Here is a 16,875-nt window from a genome sequence, read left to right as displayed (position 1 = left end):
CGATGAAACAGGCATTGTCTAACCCGGTCTTGATAAAAGAAATAAAACTTCGCTTTCGCTCAATGAAAAGCTTTACTGGAATTATTTTTTATTTATTAGCGATGTGTGTATTTGTTTTCGGTTTTATCATGCTAACAACTTCATTTACTGGAACTGGATATTTTAGACCAGAAGAAAGTTTCTTTATGTTCACGATGCTTACGTATATTCAATTAGGGCTTATATTGTTCATAACACCCGGATTAACGGCCGGTGCGATTAGTACAGAACGTGAAAAGCAGACATTGAATATACTGCTCACGACTGCACAAACATCTTTTCAAATTATTACAGGGAAACTAACTTCTTCTATCGCTTTTTTATTGCTACTACTAGTGGCGGGTCTTCCTATTTATAGTTTAGTGTTTTTATTTGGAGGAGTTTCACCAGGTCAATTAGGAATCATTTTCTTGTTCTTCTTTTTGACGATGCTTGCAGTTGGTGGGATAGGGATTATGTATTCTACTATTATTCGCAAAACAATTGTAGCGATGATTGCGACATATGGAACAATGATTTTCTTAGCAGGTGTTACTGGATTCATATATCTCGTTATTACAGGTATGAATACGATGGCTACGGGTTCATTAGCAACCTCACCTGCACCTATTGCTCATTTCTTCGCAAGTATAAATCCAGTTGTATTAATACTTACATTAATCATGCCTACCCAATCGGATGATTTTATCACTCAAACGACAAATATTGATTTTCCGATATGGGCTGGCTACACCATTTTTTATATATTTATAACGGTTTGTTCTATATTAATCGCGGTGAAAAAGTTGCGTGTTAATATGAAGAAAATGAGATGAGGAGGGGACGATGATGAATAGCCAACAAAAGTTATGGAGGCTAATACGAAAAGCTAGGCGTAGTCTTGCAACGGAACATTATATTCGTATGCTACAGGCAGCTTTGTTTTACGGCTTTACTTTAGCAGCGGCTATTCTGCTTGTTTCTCGCTTATTTGTATTTCCTTATTATTTGCAAATTGCGATAGCGACAGGAACTTTCACTTTTGTCATGGTGGTTTTTTATGCTATTTGGAAAAGACCTTCGAAAGAGGAGGCACTTCATAAACTAGATGCCTTCTTTTTTGATAATTTATTAGTGACGGCTGTTTCATTTTTTTCGCAAACATCGGCGCTTGTGAAGGAACTGATTTTGAAAGCAGAGCGAAATGCAAATGCTGCATACGATGCGTTTAAAAAACGAGAAAAGCAACTTTTCCAAACGAAATGGATTATCGGATTATTAGTTGCTCTTGCTGCTACGCTTGTCTTGTATGCATTTCCAGCAGCAACACAGCTAGAAGCAAAAGATATTGAAAAAGAAAAAGAAGTTGTAACTGTGATGAAAAAAGAAGTAGATAAACTAGAGAAAAAAGAACAATCAAAAGTAGTTAAAAAAGAATTACAGGAGTTAAAAGAAAAGCTAAAAGAAGCAGAAACAACAGAAAAAGCTTTAAAAGAAGTAATAAAAAAGCAAAAAGAGTTAGAGTTAAAAGAGCAAAAACTACAAAAAAAGAAGGAACTTTCCGAGAAAGATGATGGCTCGACTAATTCTTCTTTAACAGCTGAAGAGCAAAAGGAATTAGCTTCTTTAGAAAATGTTACTACTTCGTTATCAAAAAATGCGGCTACTGCTCAAACTGCTTTAAGTAAAATGGGGAAAAAGCTCCCATTCGCTTCGAGTGAACTGGCACAAAGTGAATCTAATGCAAAGGATTCGAAGGGTTCAAAGGACTCTAACGGAGATGGTAAAGAAGGCTCTAAACAAGATGGCGATAAGAAGCCTGGCGACGGCAAGGAACCAGGTAAAGGGCAAGGCAAAGGGCAAGGACAGGGACAAGGGCAAGGCCAAGGCCAAGGCCAAGGGCAAGGCCAGGGACAAGGCCAGGGACAAGGACAGGGACAAGGACAAGGACAAGGACAAGGACAGGGACAAGGACAGGGACAAGGACAAGGACAGGGACAAGGGCAGGGACAAGGAGCAGGAAAAGGCTCTGGAGGGAGAGATCTTTTATCTATTCCGACGAGAATTGGTGGAATAGGAGAGACATCTGTCGATGGCGGTAAGATCGGAGAAGGTCAAGCTGCTGGAGAGCAAACCGGAGAAGTTCCTGTAACTCGAGGTACTGCAAGACCATATGAAGAAGTTGTGAATGAGTACAGTGATTCGTATATAAAAAGTTCGGAACGCATGCAATTGCCTTCTGATTTACAAAGAATTGTGCAAGATTATTTTTCAACAGTTGAAAATAGTGAGTAATGGAGGAAGCTTATGTCTTTTACAACAGAAGAATATACGAATATGAGCAAGCGGCTAGAAGAAGTACGAACGGAAATAGGGCATTTTATCGTCGGGCAGAAAGAAGCAGTTGAGTTTTCATTATATTGTGTACTTGCTGATGGTCATGCACTTTTGGAGGGGTTACCGGGTCTTGGAAAAACGATGCTTATCCGAACAATTTCGGAAGTACTGGATCTATCGTTTTCAAGAATTCAGTTTACTCCTGATTTAATGCCTTCTGATATTACTGGAACTAGTATGATTGAACGATTAGAAAGTGGCAAACAACAATTCACTTTTCAAAAAGGTCCGATTTTCTCTCAAATGGTATTAGCGGATGAAATCAACCGCGCCACGCCAAAAACACAAAGTGCGTTGCTTGAAGCGATGGGAGAAAAAACAGTAACTGTACTTGGCGAAACGAAGCAAATGGATAGACCATTTTTCGTTTTAGCAACGCAAAATCCAATTGAAATGGAAGGGACATATCCTTTACCAGAGGCGCAAATGGACCGTTTTCTTTGTAAAATACTCGTTACTTATCCATCAAAAGCAGAGTTAATGGAAATAACGAAACGTACAACTGGTGGCGATACAATTCAGTTAAATAAAATCATGCATGCAGATGAGCTTGTCCATGCACAACAAATGGTAAAAGAAGTACTAATCGCGGACGATATGTTGGAATATGCTGTAGAAATTATTGCGGCAACACATCCAGAAGGAGCGGTTATTCCTGAAGTTGCACAATATGTTCAGTATGGAAGCGGACCACGTGGATTGCAAAGTCTTATTAAATTAGCGAAAGCACGTGCACTCGTTGCAGGGCGTTATCATGTATCTATTGCGGATATTAAATCAGTTGCTAAACCTGTGCTTAGACATCGTTTATTACTTAATTACGAAGGAGAAGCAGAAGGCAAAACAGCAGATGATTTAATTGATATCGTGCTACAAACGATTAAACAAGGACAATCCGTATGAGTACAGAACATTTAGTACCGAAAGACTGGGCAGGAAAATTAAGTAGGTTGTCGATTGCAACAAAGTCGAAATTGCGTGGACAGCATAAAGGCTCCCATCGCTCTCAACGTTTTGGCTCATCACTCGATTTTTCTGATTTTAGGGAATACCATCTTGGAGATGATGTGCGACAAATTGATTGGAATGTCTATGCGAGAACGGATAAATATTTTATAAAACGATTTCTAGACGAACAAGAAATGCGCGTGCATATATTACTCGATTCAACGAAATCAATGGGAGATACGGTGAAATGGACATTTGCAAAGCAGCTTGCGGTGTCACTCGGACTATTAGTTTTACAAAGGGATGATAGATTATCTTTTTCAGCTGTAATAGACGATAACAAGCCTGTTTTTAGAAGAAAAGGTGCGACGTATCGAAAAGCTTTTACACAAACGGTCTCTGCATTAGAACAGCCAACGATGACGACACCTTTTTCTGAAAGTGCTGTTTCATTTATTCCAAAAGATAGCACCGTATTATTTGTTATTACGGATGCATTAGAGAACTTGGAATCTTGGGGAAAGCTGCTTCAAAAACTGCCTAAATTTGCTGGCGATATTCGCATTTTGCAGGTTGTAACAAGGGAAGAATTGGTACCAAATTATTCTGGTGATATTCAGCTAGAAGATGTGGAAACTTCTCAGCAATTAAATGTATCGATGTCTTCTCGTGTAATAGAAGCATATGAGCAGGAGCGAGTTTTACATCAACATGGATTAGAACTATTATGTAGGAAATTTGGAGTGAAGCTGCTTCAAGTAAATGCTGAAGATGGTATTTCGCATGTATTATTTCATCAACTTTTACGTGCAAACTGGGTGCAATGAGGTGAGAACATTTGGGCTTTAACCAATTATTATTTTTATGGACGGCTATTTTTCCAATAGCTGTTTTACTTTATTACTTTTTTCGTAAAAAATATACGAAGCAGCCTGTTTCTTCCACGCTTTTTTGGAAAGAAGTGATGAAGGAAACGAAAGCGTCTCCGTATTTGCAGCATTTACAGCGTAATGCATTGTTTTATTTACAAATGCTTGCAATGCTTTTATTAGTTTTGGCTTTGCTTCAACCTTTTTGGAAAACAAAGGCATTAGCTGGGGAACAAATTGTATTTATCGTGGATACATCCGCTACGATGGCGGTAGCGTCGGATAATACAACTTTATTTGAAAAGCATAAAAAAGAAATGATGACACTAGTAGATCAACTGTCAGGAAAGCCTTTAACTATTATTACAACGGGCAATCAGCCTTCCGTAATAGTACGACAAGAAACGAATTTGGGTCTTATTAAAGAAGAACTAGCAAAATTAGAAATAAGTTATGAGGAAGAAAATATGTCGAAGTCATTAGACTTTGCACAATCTTTTTTTCAAAATAAGGAAACTTCTGTTTATATTTTTACGGATCAATTAGACAGACAATCCTTGCCGTTACAATTTGATACTGTTAGCTGGAATGTAAAAGGCTTAACGACGGATGCTTTGAATTTGTCTATAAAACGTTTTGGTGCAACGACAACAGCAAGTGGTATATCTGCATTAATCCAAGTTGAAAATCAATCGAATAAAGAGCAACAAACAGAAGTGATTTTATCAAATGAAGAAAAAGAGTTAGTCAAAAAACAAATTACAGTTCCACCGAATGAAACAATCACTTTATCATTCGATGAACTAAAAGAGTCTACGTATTTAAAAGCATTTATTCCTATACAAGATCAATACACATTAGATAATTCAATGACTGTATTTATGCAAAATCAATTATCAAAAGTGTTTGTAGATAATTCTTTGCATTCGCTAGTTCGAACAGCTTTTCAGTCAATGGATATAGAAGTGAGTAGTATACAAGCAGAGCAAGTGAACTTGTTGAAAGAGGAAGGAATTATCGTTACAAACCAGCTTGTTTTGGACGATCAATTAGAGCGACCTTCGTTATTTATAGGAAGAAATGATCAACAAGCTAAGGAGGTAAACGGGGAAATTCAAACAACAGACCACGCCCTTTTTTCGTTTGCTAATTTATCCGATGTATATGTACGTGCTGTTTATCCACCAATAGAGGGCTATACGACGATAGCTACTGTTGGGGAAGATCCTTTCGTTCAAGTTTCAGAGCGAGGAAATATTATTGTTCTTGCTGATATACAAATGACCGATTGGCCTCTGCACCCATCTTTTCCATTGTTCATGTGGAGCGCTAAAGAGCAATTGTCAGCGGGCAATACGTATTTAGGGACTTTCTCGCCAAATGAACGAAAGCCTTTATCACTTGGGAGCACGACAAACGAATGGGAAGTATATACGAAAGACGATTCATATGAATATTCGATTGAAAATGGTGGGGCATTTATAGCGCCAAAGGAACCAGGCTTATATGTTTTACGTTCGAAAGAGGAAGAGAAGAACTTTGCAGTTGCTTTAGCTCAAAAAGAAAAAGAAATTGTCAAAGGTGATTCATATGAAATCGGTGGACAGCAAGTAGATGCACAAGAAAATTATACGCAATATTCTTTCGTTCCATATTTACTTGTAGTGTTATTGTTGTTATTTGTAATGGAGTGGGAGGTGCAAAGACGACGTGGATTTACGAATTGACCAACCACTATGGCTCTTGTTGTTAGTACCGATTATTATTTACTTTTATTGGACGTGGAGAAAAGATAAAAAGGGCTTTAAAAAAGAACATAAAGTTGTATTTTATATGCGACTAGTAGCTATTTTTTGTTTATTGCTAGGCTTAACTAATCCTTATATTTTATTGCCAATAAAGGATGAACAAGTTCTGTTCTTAGTCGACAGATCGGCTTCTGTACAAGGAACAGATCGACAAGTGACGGAGTGGATCGAAAAAAGCTTAACGGAGAGAAAAGATTCTCATCTAGTTGGTATCTATACATTTGCCGAAGATTTTCAATCGGAAGTAGCTTTAACGAGTGGCGAAGTGAAGCTACCTGTTTTTACACCGATGAAAGCTTCTGGAAATACCGATATTGCAAGAGCTTTACAATTAGCAACAGGTATTGTTGAGTCGAATAAAGCAACACGTATCGTACTTTTCACAGATGCATTAGAAACGACTGGCTCCGTAGCAGATGAACTAGTAAAAATTGCTGGTGGAAATGTCACAATTGATGTTGTCCAGCTAGACCGAATAGCATCAGAAGATGTGGCGATTACATCATTTGAAACACCAGCAATTGCATTTGAAGGAGAGCAGCAACAGTTAAATGTGAAACTAGAGGCTACGGCAAATACAAATGGCGAATTGCTTCTCTATCAAAATGATCAGTTAATATCTCGTGAAGCGATTGCATTAGAGCAAGGGACAAATAGTTTTACGTTCCGTAATTCATCTGTTGGAGAAGGATTATTAAAGTATGAGGTTCAAGTAGTAGTTGCAGGTGATGGGTTAATCGAAAATAATAAATTGACGAGTGTAACGACTGTAGAAAGCTCACCCAAATTGCTTGTTGTGACCTTTGATGGACGCCAGTCGAATATACCAACTGTTATCGATCAAGCGGTTATTGCGACCGATGTAATCGATGCTACTGCATTACCATTTGATCTTTCAAATTATTTAGAGTATGATGCGATTATTTTTGATAATGTGCCTGGACATGCAGTTGGAGAACAAAAAATGACGGTAATTGAACAGGCAGTGAAAAACTTTGGCGTTGGTTTCATGATGGTAGGTGGAAATAATAGTTACGGACTAGGTGGCTATTTTAAAACACCAATTGAAAAGCTACTGCCAGTTGAAATGGACATTAAAGGAAAGCATCAAATACCATCATTAGGTTTAATGATTGTCATGGACCGCTCAGGCAGTATGAGTGGATCGAAGTTAGAATATGCAAAAGAAGCAGCTGCACGTTCCGTAGAAATGCTAAGAGATGATGACACGCTTGGTTTTATCGCTTTTGATGATCGTCCTTGGGAAATTATCGAAACAGCTCAGCTTTCGGATAAGCATGAGGCTGTGGATACGATTTTATCTGTTGGAGCTGGTGGAGGTACGGAAATTTACGCGAGTCTTGCACTGGCTTATGAACGTTTATCTCCATTAAAGCTGCAAAGAAAGCATATTATTTTATTGACGGATGGGCAGTCGTATACAGCGAATGATTATCAAACGTTAATAGAAGACGGTGCGGAAGATTTAATAACAATTTCAACAGTTGCGGTTGGTCAAGATGCGGATCGAAATTTACTCGAAAGTTTAGCTGAAATGGGCGGAGGAAACTTTTACGATGTAATGGATGAATCTACTGTTCCAGCAATAATGGCAAGAGAAACGGCAATGATTTCTCGGACATATATTGAAGATAATCCTTTCTATCCGAAAATTTATGGGGACCAAGCATGGACGAGTTTATTTGCTGATGGCGTTCCACAAATGAATGCGTATATTGCGACAACAGCTAAACAAACGGCTTCGGTTATTGCGGAAAGTGAAAAAGAAGATCCAGTATTAGTAGAATGGATGTATGGATTAGGAAGAACGATAGCCTTTACATCGGATTCTACTGGTGAATGGAGCGGCGATTTTGCTAGATGGAATAATTGGGGAGATTTTTGGAATACTGCCGTATCGCGCCTTTTACCGGCTTATAGCGAAGTGCCTTTTACAATTCAAAAAGCGAGCGATGGCAGTTATACGGTAACCGATCCGAGTGGCCAGTCTTCTTTCATTGAAGTTGCTGCTGTGAATGAAAAAGGGGAGGAGCTCTCAGTTACTTCGGAGCCGTTAGCACCAGGTAAATCAAGAGTGTCTGTTGATAGTGAACCAGGCTTAGTATTTTTCCGCGTATCTAATGAACAAAATGCTGTCTATCAAGCAGGAATTTCAATTCCTTATAGTGAGGAGTATAAAGTTCAGAAGGCGAATACGACAGTTCTGGAAATGATTGCGAGCCGAGCGGAAGGAAAAGTGCTGACGGACCCTCTAGAAGCTTTTAGGGATATGAATAAAAAGAGTTTGGAAAAGCAGTCTATTCAGCAGTTTCTTGTGCTTGCAGCGATTGTTTTGTTCTTTTTAGATATTACGATTAGAAGGTTTGGTGCTACACAGATTTTGTTGTTGTTTAGAAGGAATGGAAAGAAAACGGATGAAGTTGTAGTATCTAATGGGGCGAGTAATATGGAGAAGCTTATTAAAGGGAAGAAAAGACGATAAGAAAAACCACTTAGTAACGCAGTTTCTGGCTCTCTCTAAGCTTCACATTGGGCTATACGATGAACGGTAGAATTTTAAAAGCTTGTTGGAAGTGGCTGCACCACTTCCAACAAGCTTTTTTCTTCGGTCATCGTATGGCAAATGATCGCCTTCCGTTAGCTAGAAAATTCCGTACAAAGTTGTTTAATATTTTTGGCAATAGGAGAGGCAAGTGACATTCTATCTACTTTGCAGGCCGCCAAAGATACAATTTTGGCGGCTATTTATATGTTTTTACAACAAGACACTTCTACGTTTGGATAGGAAGTGGAAAAGTAGTCGGCAAATTTACTTCGTACAAAAATTGTCGGTCTATTTCTAACTAGAAGTATTGTTGAACTTTTTTTTCTTCTATTACATGAGAGGGCTTAAGTAGAAAGAACATGAATGAACTCCTATAAATAGGAAGAATGTAGTAAAAAGCGGCTACTCGGGTGGGGAAAAGCAGATGTTTTCTGCGACGAGTAACCGCAGGAGCACCGAGCTGAAGACCCTGGACTGAGCGACGCGAGGGAAGCGGCTGAAGCCGTGCCCACCGAACGCGTCCTTTTGTAACGAAATCCACTCTATTCATTCATATACTTTCTATATGAAAAACCGCTTAAAGAAAATTCTTCAAGTGGTTTTTTTACTGAATTACTGGGTTTTTCTTTTTAATCCATATTAAAGTTATTCCCCATGAACATAATAAAATGACTGATCCGATGATAAAAGGAGAGTTAATATTGATATCAAAAAATATTCCCGCAAGCGCTGGACCAATCATATTACCTAAACTCATATAAGCATTATTCATACCCGCAGCAAACCCTTGCTCATTCCCAGCAAGCTTAGAAACAACCGTATTAACAGCTGGACGAATTAAAGTAGTAGCTGTTGAGAATATTGTTGCTACAAGTAGTACAAGCCAAAAACCATCTACTAAAAAGAAGGTTGATAGCGATACTGCTGCAACGACTAAGCTTATTAGAATAACATTGAGTTCACCGAACCGTTTAAACAACTTACCTATCACTACTGTTTGAATGATTACCCCAACAAAACCACCGACCGTTAATATTACAGCGATATCTTGCGGAGTGTAGCGATATTTATGATCTACATATAAGGAAAAAGTTGTTTGGAAATTTGCGATACCAAATGAGAACACAAAAATAATGATAAGCATCATAAAATAAGGTGTTTTAACGGAGTTTTTCATTTGTGCAAACATAGACAATCGTTTAGTTTTTTCCTTAATTGCGTTTTTAATATCCGGTAATATCATGAAAGAAACAACTGCGGATATAATGGATGCTAAGGCGGCCATATAAAAAGGGAACGATAAGCTAACTTTTGCTAGAAAACCACCTAATGCAGGTCCTATCATAAAGCCAAGAGACATCGAAGCCCCAAGAAGCCCCATACCTTTTCCACGTTCTTCAAATGATGTAATGTCTGCAACAAATGCCATCGTAGCTGGGATTAAAAAAGCTCCACCAATTCCACTAACAAAACGTGCAGCATATAACATCCACTCATGTGTTGCCAAGCCAAACCATAATTGAGAAGCAGAGAATACTATTAATCCAAATATAATTAGTTTTTTTCGGCCAAGTGAATCCGATAAATCACCGGCTATTGGAGAAAAAATAAATTGGCCTAAAGCGAAGGCAGCAATGATAAATCCAAGTGCTTGACCTGCTAAACCAAATGATTCTAAGTATTGTGGCATAACTGGGATAACTAAGCCGATTCCAGCCATTGCTATAAACATATTGAACATTAATATGTAAAGTGCGAATTTACTTGATTTCTGTTTCATAAACTTCCTGCTTTCTAAAAAATTGTATTTGTCTATCGATTCTACCACATTTGTGAAAGAATAAAAAACTTCGTAACTCGAATAAAAAAATAGGCATATAAAAACAAAAGCCGCCTATAAAAAGACGACTTTCACCATTAATTTGCTGCCATTTTAAATTCTAAAAACAACTCATTATAAACGCCAAGCATTTCGAGGCCAAGATTATTATACACTTCTAACTTAGCTCGGTCTTCTTCCATAGGATAGAAACGCTCATCCGAAGTTACTTCTTCGTCCATAATTGCAACTGCTGCTGCATTCGGGATAGAATACCCAACATAATCTGCATTTTGGGCAGATACTTCTGCATCCAACATAAAGTTAATGAAAGCATGAGCACCATCTAAATTTGCTACAGTTTTAGGGATTACCATATTGTCGAACCATAAATTGGATCCTTCTTCTGGTATCGAATAGTCAAGATCTTCATTTTCAAACATCATATCTGCTGCTTGACCAGACCATGTTACAGCAACGGCAGCTTCTTTATTGATCATAAGTGGTGTTACTTCATCACCAATGATCGCTTTTACATTTGGTGTTAGCTTTTTCAAATTAGCTGCTGCTTCGTTTAATTCATTTTCATCTGTGGAGTTTAATGAATAGCCTAAATTATTTAAAGACAACCCTATAATTTCACGGGCACTATCGACTAATAAAACTTTTCCTTTTAAAGATGGGTCCCAAAGGTCTTCCCATCTTTCAAAAGTTTGTCCATCAAGCAAAGAAGGATTATAAACAATTCCTACTGTACCCCAAAAGTATGGAATGGAAAACTTATTATCGGGATCAAAAGATAAATCTAAAAAGTATGGGTCAAGATTGCTGAAGTTAGGAATTTTAGCATAATCAATTGGCACTAATAAATCATTTTCAGCCATTTTTTCAATCGCATATTCAGATGGAACTACTACATCGTAAGACGTCCCACCTTGTTCGATTTTAGTCATCATTGCTTCATTGGAATCGAATGTTTCATAGACCACTCGATAGCCTGTTTCATCTTCAAATTGAGTAAGCAAATCGGGATCGATATATTCTCCCCAGTTATAAATCGTAACGGTATCACTTTTAGCTTTACCAGAGCTTTTATTTAAATAATCATTCGCAACAAACAATAAAATGCAAACAATTACTATAGCGAGCATAGCCCTTACAATATCTTTCATTTTCGAACCCCCATTCCAACAGGGTTTTTACCACGTTGACTGATGAAATAATAACCTACAACAAGAAGTAACGTCACGATAAAGATAATGCCAGATAATGCATTAATCGTTAACGTAATACCGGCTCTTGCCATCGAGTAAATTTCTACAGAAAGCGTACTGAAGCCGTTCCCAGTTACGAAAAAAGTTACAGCAAAATCATCTAGTGAATACGTTAATGCCATGAAAAATCCTGCGAAAATTCCAGGCTTAATGAAAGGAATAATAACTCGTGTTAATATTTCCCTTTTTGTTGCACCAAGATCAGCAGCAGCATCAATTAAAGAACTATTCATCTCTTGTAACTTTGGTAAAACCATTAATACAACAATTGGGATACTAAAAGCAATATGTGAGATTAATACAGATGCAAATCCTAATTTAACACCAATCATCGTAAATAGGATTAAAAACGAAGCCCCAATAACAACATCTGGACTAACGATCAATACATTATTTAAAGAAAGCACTGCATTTCGAATCGATTTATTGCGCATATACACAATACCAATTGAACCAAATACGCCAATTATCGTCGATATCAATGCAGAAAGCAGAGCAACAATAACCGTATTAATAAGAATCATAAGGAGGCGAGTATCTGAAAATACTGCAGCATAATGCTCCCAAGTAAACGATTCAAAGTTATTCATATTACCGGCACTATTAAATGAATAAAAAATTAAATACAAAATAGGTGTATATAAAATAATAAAAACAAGGGCTAAATAAAATTTTGTCGACTTACTTGCTGTTCCCATTTGAAGTAGCCCCCTTGTCTTTTTGACCTGTAATAATCATAATAATGACCATAAAAATGATTAAGAAAACAGCGATGGTAGAACCCATTCCCCAGTTTTGCGTCACTAAAAACTGCTGTTCAATGGCAGTACCTAGTGTAATTACTTTATTCCCCGCGATCAAACGTGTAATCATGAACAACGACAGGGAAGGGATGAAAACTGCTTGAATGCCAGCTTTTACACCATTCGTCGTTAAAGGGAAAATAACTTTCGTAAATGTCGTCCAGCTAGAAGCGCCTAAATCTCTACTCGCATCGATTAAAGATGGATTCAACTTATCGAGCGCATTAAAAATAGGTAAAATCATAAATGGAATGAAAATATAAACAGATACAAAAATAAAACTAAAATCGGTAAATAAAATTTGTTTTTCACCTATACCAAAAACGTTTAAAAACGCATTAATAGGACCGTATAGACCAAAAATACCGATGAATGCATATGTTTTCAAAAGCAAGTTAATCCACGATGGGATAATGATTAGTAACAACCATAATTGTTTATGCTTTGTTTTAGTAATCCAATAAGCAGTTGGATATGCAACGATTAATGAGAAAAGCGTTATTAAAAATGCATACCAAAATGAGCTAAGTGTTAGCTTCAAATAAACAGAAGTGAAAAAATTTTTGTAATTGTCGAATGTGAAATTGCCACTTAAATCAAAAAACGAGTAGTATGCAATCAATGCAATCGGTGCAATTACGAATAAAACAATCCATGCAAAATAGGGTACTAGGTAGAAGGCTTTCGTGTTTTTAGTTTGCATGTGCGTCTTCTCCATATGATTCCAAACGCTTGTCAAACTCTTCTTCTGTTTCATTTAGACGCATAACATGGATCGATTCAGGGTCGAAATTTAATCCGATAAATTCCCCAACTTCTGCTTTTTTAGTGGAATGTACAAGCCATTCATTTCCTTCGTCATCATACGTAGAAAGCTCGTAATGTACACCTCTAAATAATTGAGTGTCTACTTTTACTTTCATTCTTCCATTTTCGACTGCCGTAATTTCTAAATCCTCTGGGCGAATAACAATATCGACTTTTTCATTAGGGTTTAAACCTTGATCGACACATTCAAATTCCTTACCGCCAATTTGTACACGGAAATCTGCGACCATTGTTCCAGTTACAATATTGGATTCGCCGATAAAATCTGCAACAAAACGATTAATAGGCTCATCATAAATATCCATTGGTGTACCACTTTGCTCAATATGTCCTGCATTTAGTACGAATATTTCATCAGACATAGCTAGCGCTTCTTCTTGGTCATGCGTAACGAAAATAAAAGTTTTTCCAAGACGTTGTTGTAGCTCACGAAGCTCATATTGCATTTCAGAACGAAGCTTTAAGTCAAGTGCAGATAGTGGTTCATCAAGTAAAATGATTTCAGGATCATTAACAATTGCTCGTGCAATCGCAACACGCTGTCTTTGACCACCAGACATCTCTGCAATTTCTCTATTTTCGTAGCCAGCTAAGTTAACGAAATTAAGTGCTTCAATTACTTTTTCTTCAATCTCTTGTTTGCCTAATTTTTTGATGCGCAGACCAAATGCTATGTTTTCAAATACATTTAAATGTGGGAAAAGTGCATAATCTTGAAATACTGTATTTACTTGGCGTTCATTTGATGGGACATCGTTAATAAGTTTGCCATCAAAGTAAATATTTCCGCTCGTAGGTTGCATAAATCCTGCGATTAATCGCAAAATCGTTGTTTTCCCGCACCCAGAAGGTCCAAGTAATGTATAAAACTTTCCTCGTTCTAACTCAAAGTTAATAGTATCTAGTACAAGCGTTTCTGAATCATAATATTTCGTGACGTTTTCGAAACGAATGATAGGTATTTCTGACATAATAACCCTCCAATTTTATAAGTAAGAATTTGTTACAACGTAAATAATTTGTGATTCTGCTTCTGAGTCATTTTCAATCAAATGATGGTCGGATGCTTCGAAATAAATCGATTCTCCCTGTTTTGCTGTATATTGTTGCTTGCCAAGGGTTAGTTTTACGCTGCCATGTAGCACATATATAAATGTTTCGGATAGGGAAGGCTCAAATTGCTTGAATTGACCATTCTTACCTAACGAAATATGAACAGGTTCCATTTCATTTTCATTTGACTCTGAAATGAGCCAACGAAGTTTGTAGTTCTTTTCTTCGTCTTCAAAAATTGTTTGTTCTTGTTGCTCATAAACGACTTTAGTACGCGAATGTTCGTCATCGAAAAAGTCTTTTGGCTTGGAGCCTAATACACTAAGTATAGAAAAGAGAGTTTCAATGGAAGGGGAGTTAAGATCCCGTTCTAGTTGAGAGATGAATCCTTTACTCAGGTCAGTTCTTTCACCAAGTTCTTCTTGCGTTAGTCCTTTTTCTAGTCGTAACCGTTTAATTTTCTTTCCTATTTGCATAATTTTTAAGCTCCTTCGGAAATAAAACTAAGTCTATTTTTCAGACAAAGTTTATTTTAACACAACTTTAAGTTTACTTTAACAACTTTTTTTAAGAAAATCAAAAAAATATAAACTGGCACGTTGATTTATTAAAAATAGACCGTGAGGTAATGCAATTAGTCAATATTTGTGAGGAAGCATATGATAATTGTGGACATATTTAATCTGAATGAGGATGGGGGCTGCATATGAAGTTAAAAGAGGAGTTACCGGAATTTCCTCGTAATTTGGAGTGGATAAACGGAAGTATACGAAAAGGCCAAGTGGGTGGGGGAGTTCCAATACTAGTCCATTTTTGGTCTGTCAGCTGTTCTTTATGCAAAGATGGGATGAGTAGCATTCATAAATGGAAAGAGCAGTATGAAAATGATTTAGTAATTATAGCTGTGCATATGCCAAGAACAAAAGAGGATGTCAATGTTCAATTAGTTAGGACACTTGCGCAGCAATTCAAAATAGATCATCCCATTTGCTTAGATGATGAATTAGTAATGACGAAAAAATTTCAAAATCGTATTGTGCCAGCATTTTATTTGTTTGATAAAAATGGATTGATGAGACATTACCAATCTGGTGAACAAGGAATGTGGATGCTGGAAAAACGCATTATTCGCATGATCAATGAAGGTAAAAAATAATCATGTGAACCTCCTTTTTTTATTTCGGCTATGTTAAACTAAGTTCATTCGAATCGCTAGGAGGTTTTTTTATGCATAAAGAATTCGTTGTAATTGGATTAGGTCGATTTGGAGGAAGTATTGTAAAAGAATTAGTCGAGCAAGGTGCTGACGTGATGGCAATAGATATCGTGTCGGAGCGTGTAGATGAGTTTGCAACGATCGCAACACAAGCAGTTGTTGCAGATACGACAGATGAAGCAGTACTGAAGTCTCTAGGCATTCGAAACTTTGAACATGTTATTGTCGCAATAGGCGATAATATTCAAGCGAGTATTTTAACAACGTTAATGCTAAAAGAGATCGGTGTAAAAAAAATTACGGTGAAAGCGCAAAATGATTATCACGAAAAAGTGTTGCGCAAAATTGGGGCAGATCAAGTCGTTCATCCAGAGCGTGATATGGGAATTCGTATTGCGAATAATATTTTATCGAATAATGTACTCGATTATTTAGAGCTTTCTGATGAGCATTCTATTATGGAAATTAAAGTGAATGATAAAATTGCCGGGAAGTCGTTAGTCGATTTAGATATTCGTGCAAAGTATGGTATAAATATTGTCGCTGTGAAAAGAGGAAAAAATTTAATCGTTTCTCCGCCTGCAGAAGAAAAGCTGTTACTGCATGATGTGTTAATTATTATTGGTGCAGATGTGGATATGATTCGATTTGAAAAGAAAGTGTTATCTTAAAGAAAAAACATCTTAGCGACGCCATTTCTGGCTCACTCTAGGCTTTACATTGAGCTATATTTTAAAAACCTTGTTGGAAGCGGCTGCACCACTTCTAACAAGGTTTTTCTTCGGTCATCGTATGGCAAATGTTCGCCCTCCGCTAGCCAAAAACTTCCATGCCAAGTAGTTAAATACTTTTGGCAATAGGAGAAGCAAGACGGTTCTATCTACTTTGCAGGCCGCCAAAGATACAATTTTGGCAGCTCTTTGAAGAATTCTATAAAGGGACACTTCTATATGCCTATCCATTGTTTAGAAAGAGAAAGAGTATTTGCTGCATATGAAAATGGACCTTTCATTTTTAGCAAGAAAGACCGAATGATAAATTTTTCTCTTTCTCAAAAGATTCGATTCGCTGTTTACTGTCTAAAAAATAGAATAGTAAGTACTGCGATAAAACACTACATTCTTCTAAACTAGCTGGATGCAGTGAAAAGCGGCGACTCAGTTGGGAAAAGCAGATGTTTTCTGCGACGAGTAACCGCAGGAGCACCGAGCTGAAGACCCTGGACTGAGCGACGCGAGGGAAGTGGCTAAGCCGTGCCCACCGGTAACGGAATCCA

General features: G+C 37.3%; 14 protein-coding genes. 8 read left to right on the top strand and 6 right to left on the bottom strand.

Annotated elements, in window-relative coordinates; all coding sequences use genetic code 11:
• The first annotated feature begins 2 nt into the window (after positions 1 to 2).
• From RUH95_RS03625 to RUH95_RS03600, 6 genes are read left to right on the top strand one after another with little or no spacing between them, the layout of a single operon-like run.
• Positions 3 to 854 (top strand): ABC transporter permease, encoded by an 852-nt coding sequence (locus RUH95_RS03625; RefSeq protein ID WP_313891451.1) that lies wholly within the window; start codon positions 3 to 5, stop codon positions 852 to 854.
• Between the two features lie 10 nt (positions 855 to 864).
• Positions 865 to 2,313 (top strand): hypothetical protein, encoded by a 1,449-nt coding sequence (locus RUH95_RS03620; protein WP_313891450.1) that lies wholly within the window; start codon positions 865 to 867, stop codon positions 2,311 to 2,313.
• 12 nt (positions 2,314 to 2,325) lie between these two features.
• Positions 2,326 to 3,318: an AAA family ATPase gene (locus RUH95_RS03615; protein WP_313891449.1), complete on the top strand. Its 993-nt coding sequence runs from the start codon at positions 2,326 to 2,328 to the stop codon at positions 3,316 to 3,318.
• Entirely contained in the window at positions 3,315 to 4,190 is an 876-nt protein-coding gene (locus tag RUH95_RS03610) for a DUF58 domain-containing protein (RefSeq protein WP_313891448.1), read from the top strand. The genes RUH95_RS03615 and RUH95_RS03610 overlap by 4 nt, the downstream gene beginning before the upstream one ends.
• An 11-nt stretch (positions 4,191 to 4,201) precedes the next feature.
• Entirely contained in the window at positions 4,202 to 5,959 is a 1,758-nt protein-coding gene (locus RUH95_RS03605) for a vWA domain-containing protein (RefSeq protein ID WP_313891447.1), read from the top strand.
• Positions 5,943 to 8,543 (top strand): VWA domain-containing protein, encoded by a 2,601-nt coding sequence (locus RUH95_RS03600; RefSeq protein WP_313891446.1) that lies wholly within the window; start codon positions 5,943 to 5,945, stop codon positions 8,541 to 8,543. The genes RUH95_RS03605 and RUH95_RS03600 overlap by 17 nt, the downstream gene beginning before the upstream one ends.
• Before the next feature lie 667 nt (positions 8,544 to 9,210).
• Here RUH95_RS03600 and RUH95_RS03595 read toward each other — a convergent pair.
• The 6 genes from RUH95_RS03595 to RUH95_RS03570 form a co-directional block, all read right to left on the bottom strand.
• On the bottom strand, positions 9,211 to 10,386 hold the full coding sequence (locus RUH95_RS03595) for an MFS transporter (protein ID WP_397469471.1): 1,176 nt from the start codon (positions 10,384 to 10,386) through the stop codon (positions 9,211 to 9,213).
• A 137-nt stretch (positions 10,387 to 10,523) separates the two neighbouring features.
• Complete coding sequence (locus tag RUH95_RS03590; RefSeq protein WP_313891445.1) at positions 10,524 to 11,597, bottom strand: ABC transporter substrate-binding protein; 1,074 nt, start codon at positions 11,595 to 11,597, stop codon at positions 10,524 to 10,526.
• A complete protein-coding gene (locus tag RUH95_RS03585) occupies positions 11,594 to 12,397 on the bottom strand; it encodes an ABC transporter permease (RefSeq protein WP_313891444.1) in 804 nt (267 codons plus the stop codon). The genes RUH95_RS03590 and RUH95_RS03585 overlap by 4 nt, the downstream gene beginning before the upstream one ends.
• Positions 12,381 to 13,205, bottom strand: coding sequence for an ABC transporter permease (locus RUH95_RS03580; protein WP_313891443.1), 825 nt, complete (start codon positions 13,203 to 13,205; stop codon positions 12,381 to 12,383). The genes RUH95_RS03585 and RUH95_RS03580 overlap by 17 nt, the downstream gene beginning before the upstream one ends.
• The gene (locus RUH95_RS03575; protein ID WP_313891442.1) at positions 13,195 to 14,301 is read right to left on the bottom strand and encodes an ABC transporter ATP-binding protein; all 1,107 of its coding nucleotides are present in this window, start codon (positions 14,299 to 14,301) and stop codon (positions 13,195 to 13,197) included. The genes RUH95_RS03580 and RUH95_RS03575 overlap by 11 nt, the downstream gene beginning before the upstream one ends.
• A gap of 15 nt (positions 14,302 to 14,316) precedes the next feature.
• Positions 14,317 to 14,859, bottom strand: coding sequence for a helix-turn-helix domain-containing protein (locus tag RUH95_RS03570; protein WP_313891441.1), 543 nt, complete (start codon positions 14,857 to 14,859; stop codon positions 14,317 to 14,319).
• A gap of 230 nt (positions 14,860 to 15,089) precedes the next feature.
• Between RUH95_RS03570 and RUH95_RS03565 the strand changes: the two genes are divergently transcribed.
• Positions 15,090 to 15,539: a thioredoxin-like domain-containing protein gene (locus RUH95_RS03565; protein WP_313891440.1), complete on the top strand. Its 450-nt coding sequence runs from the start codon at positions 15,090 to 15,092 to the stop codon at positions 15,537 to 15,539.
• Between the two features lie 71 nt (positions 15,540 to 15,610).
• Positions 15,611 to 16,270 carry a potassium channel family protein gene (locus RUH95_RS03560; protein ID WP_313891439.1) on the top strand — a complete coding sequence of 220 codons (660 nt, stop codon included), beginning with the start codon at positions 15,611 to 15,613 and terminating at the stop codon, positions 16,268 to 16,270.
• Positions 16,271 to 16,875 lie beyond the last annotated feature (605 nt).

This window comes from Psychrobacillus sp. (assembly GCF_032154225.1).
In the GTDB taxonomy this organism is placed as follows: Bacteria; Bacillota; Bacilli; order Bacillales_A; family Planococcaceae; genus Psychrobacillus.
This window is presented reverse-complemented; position numbering and strand designations above follow the sequence as displayed.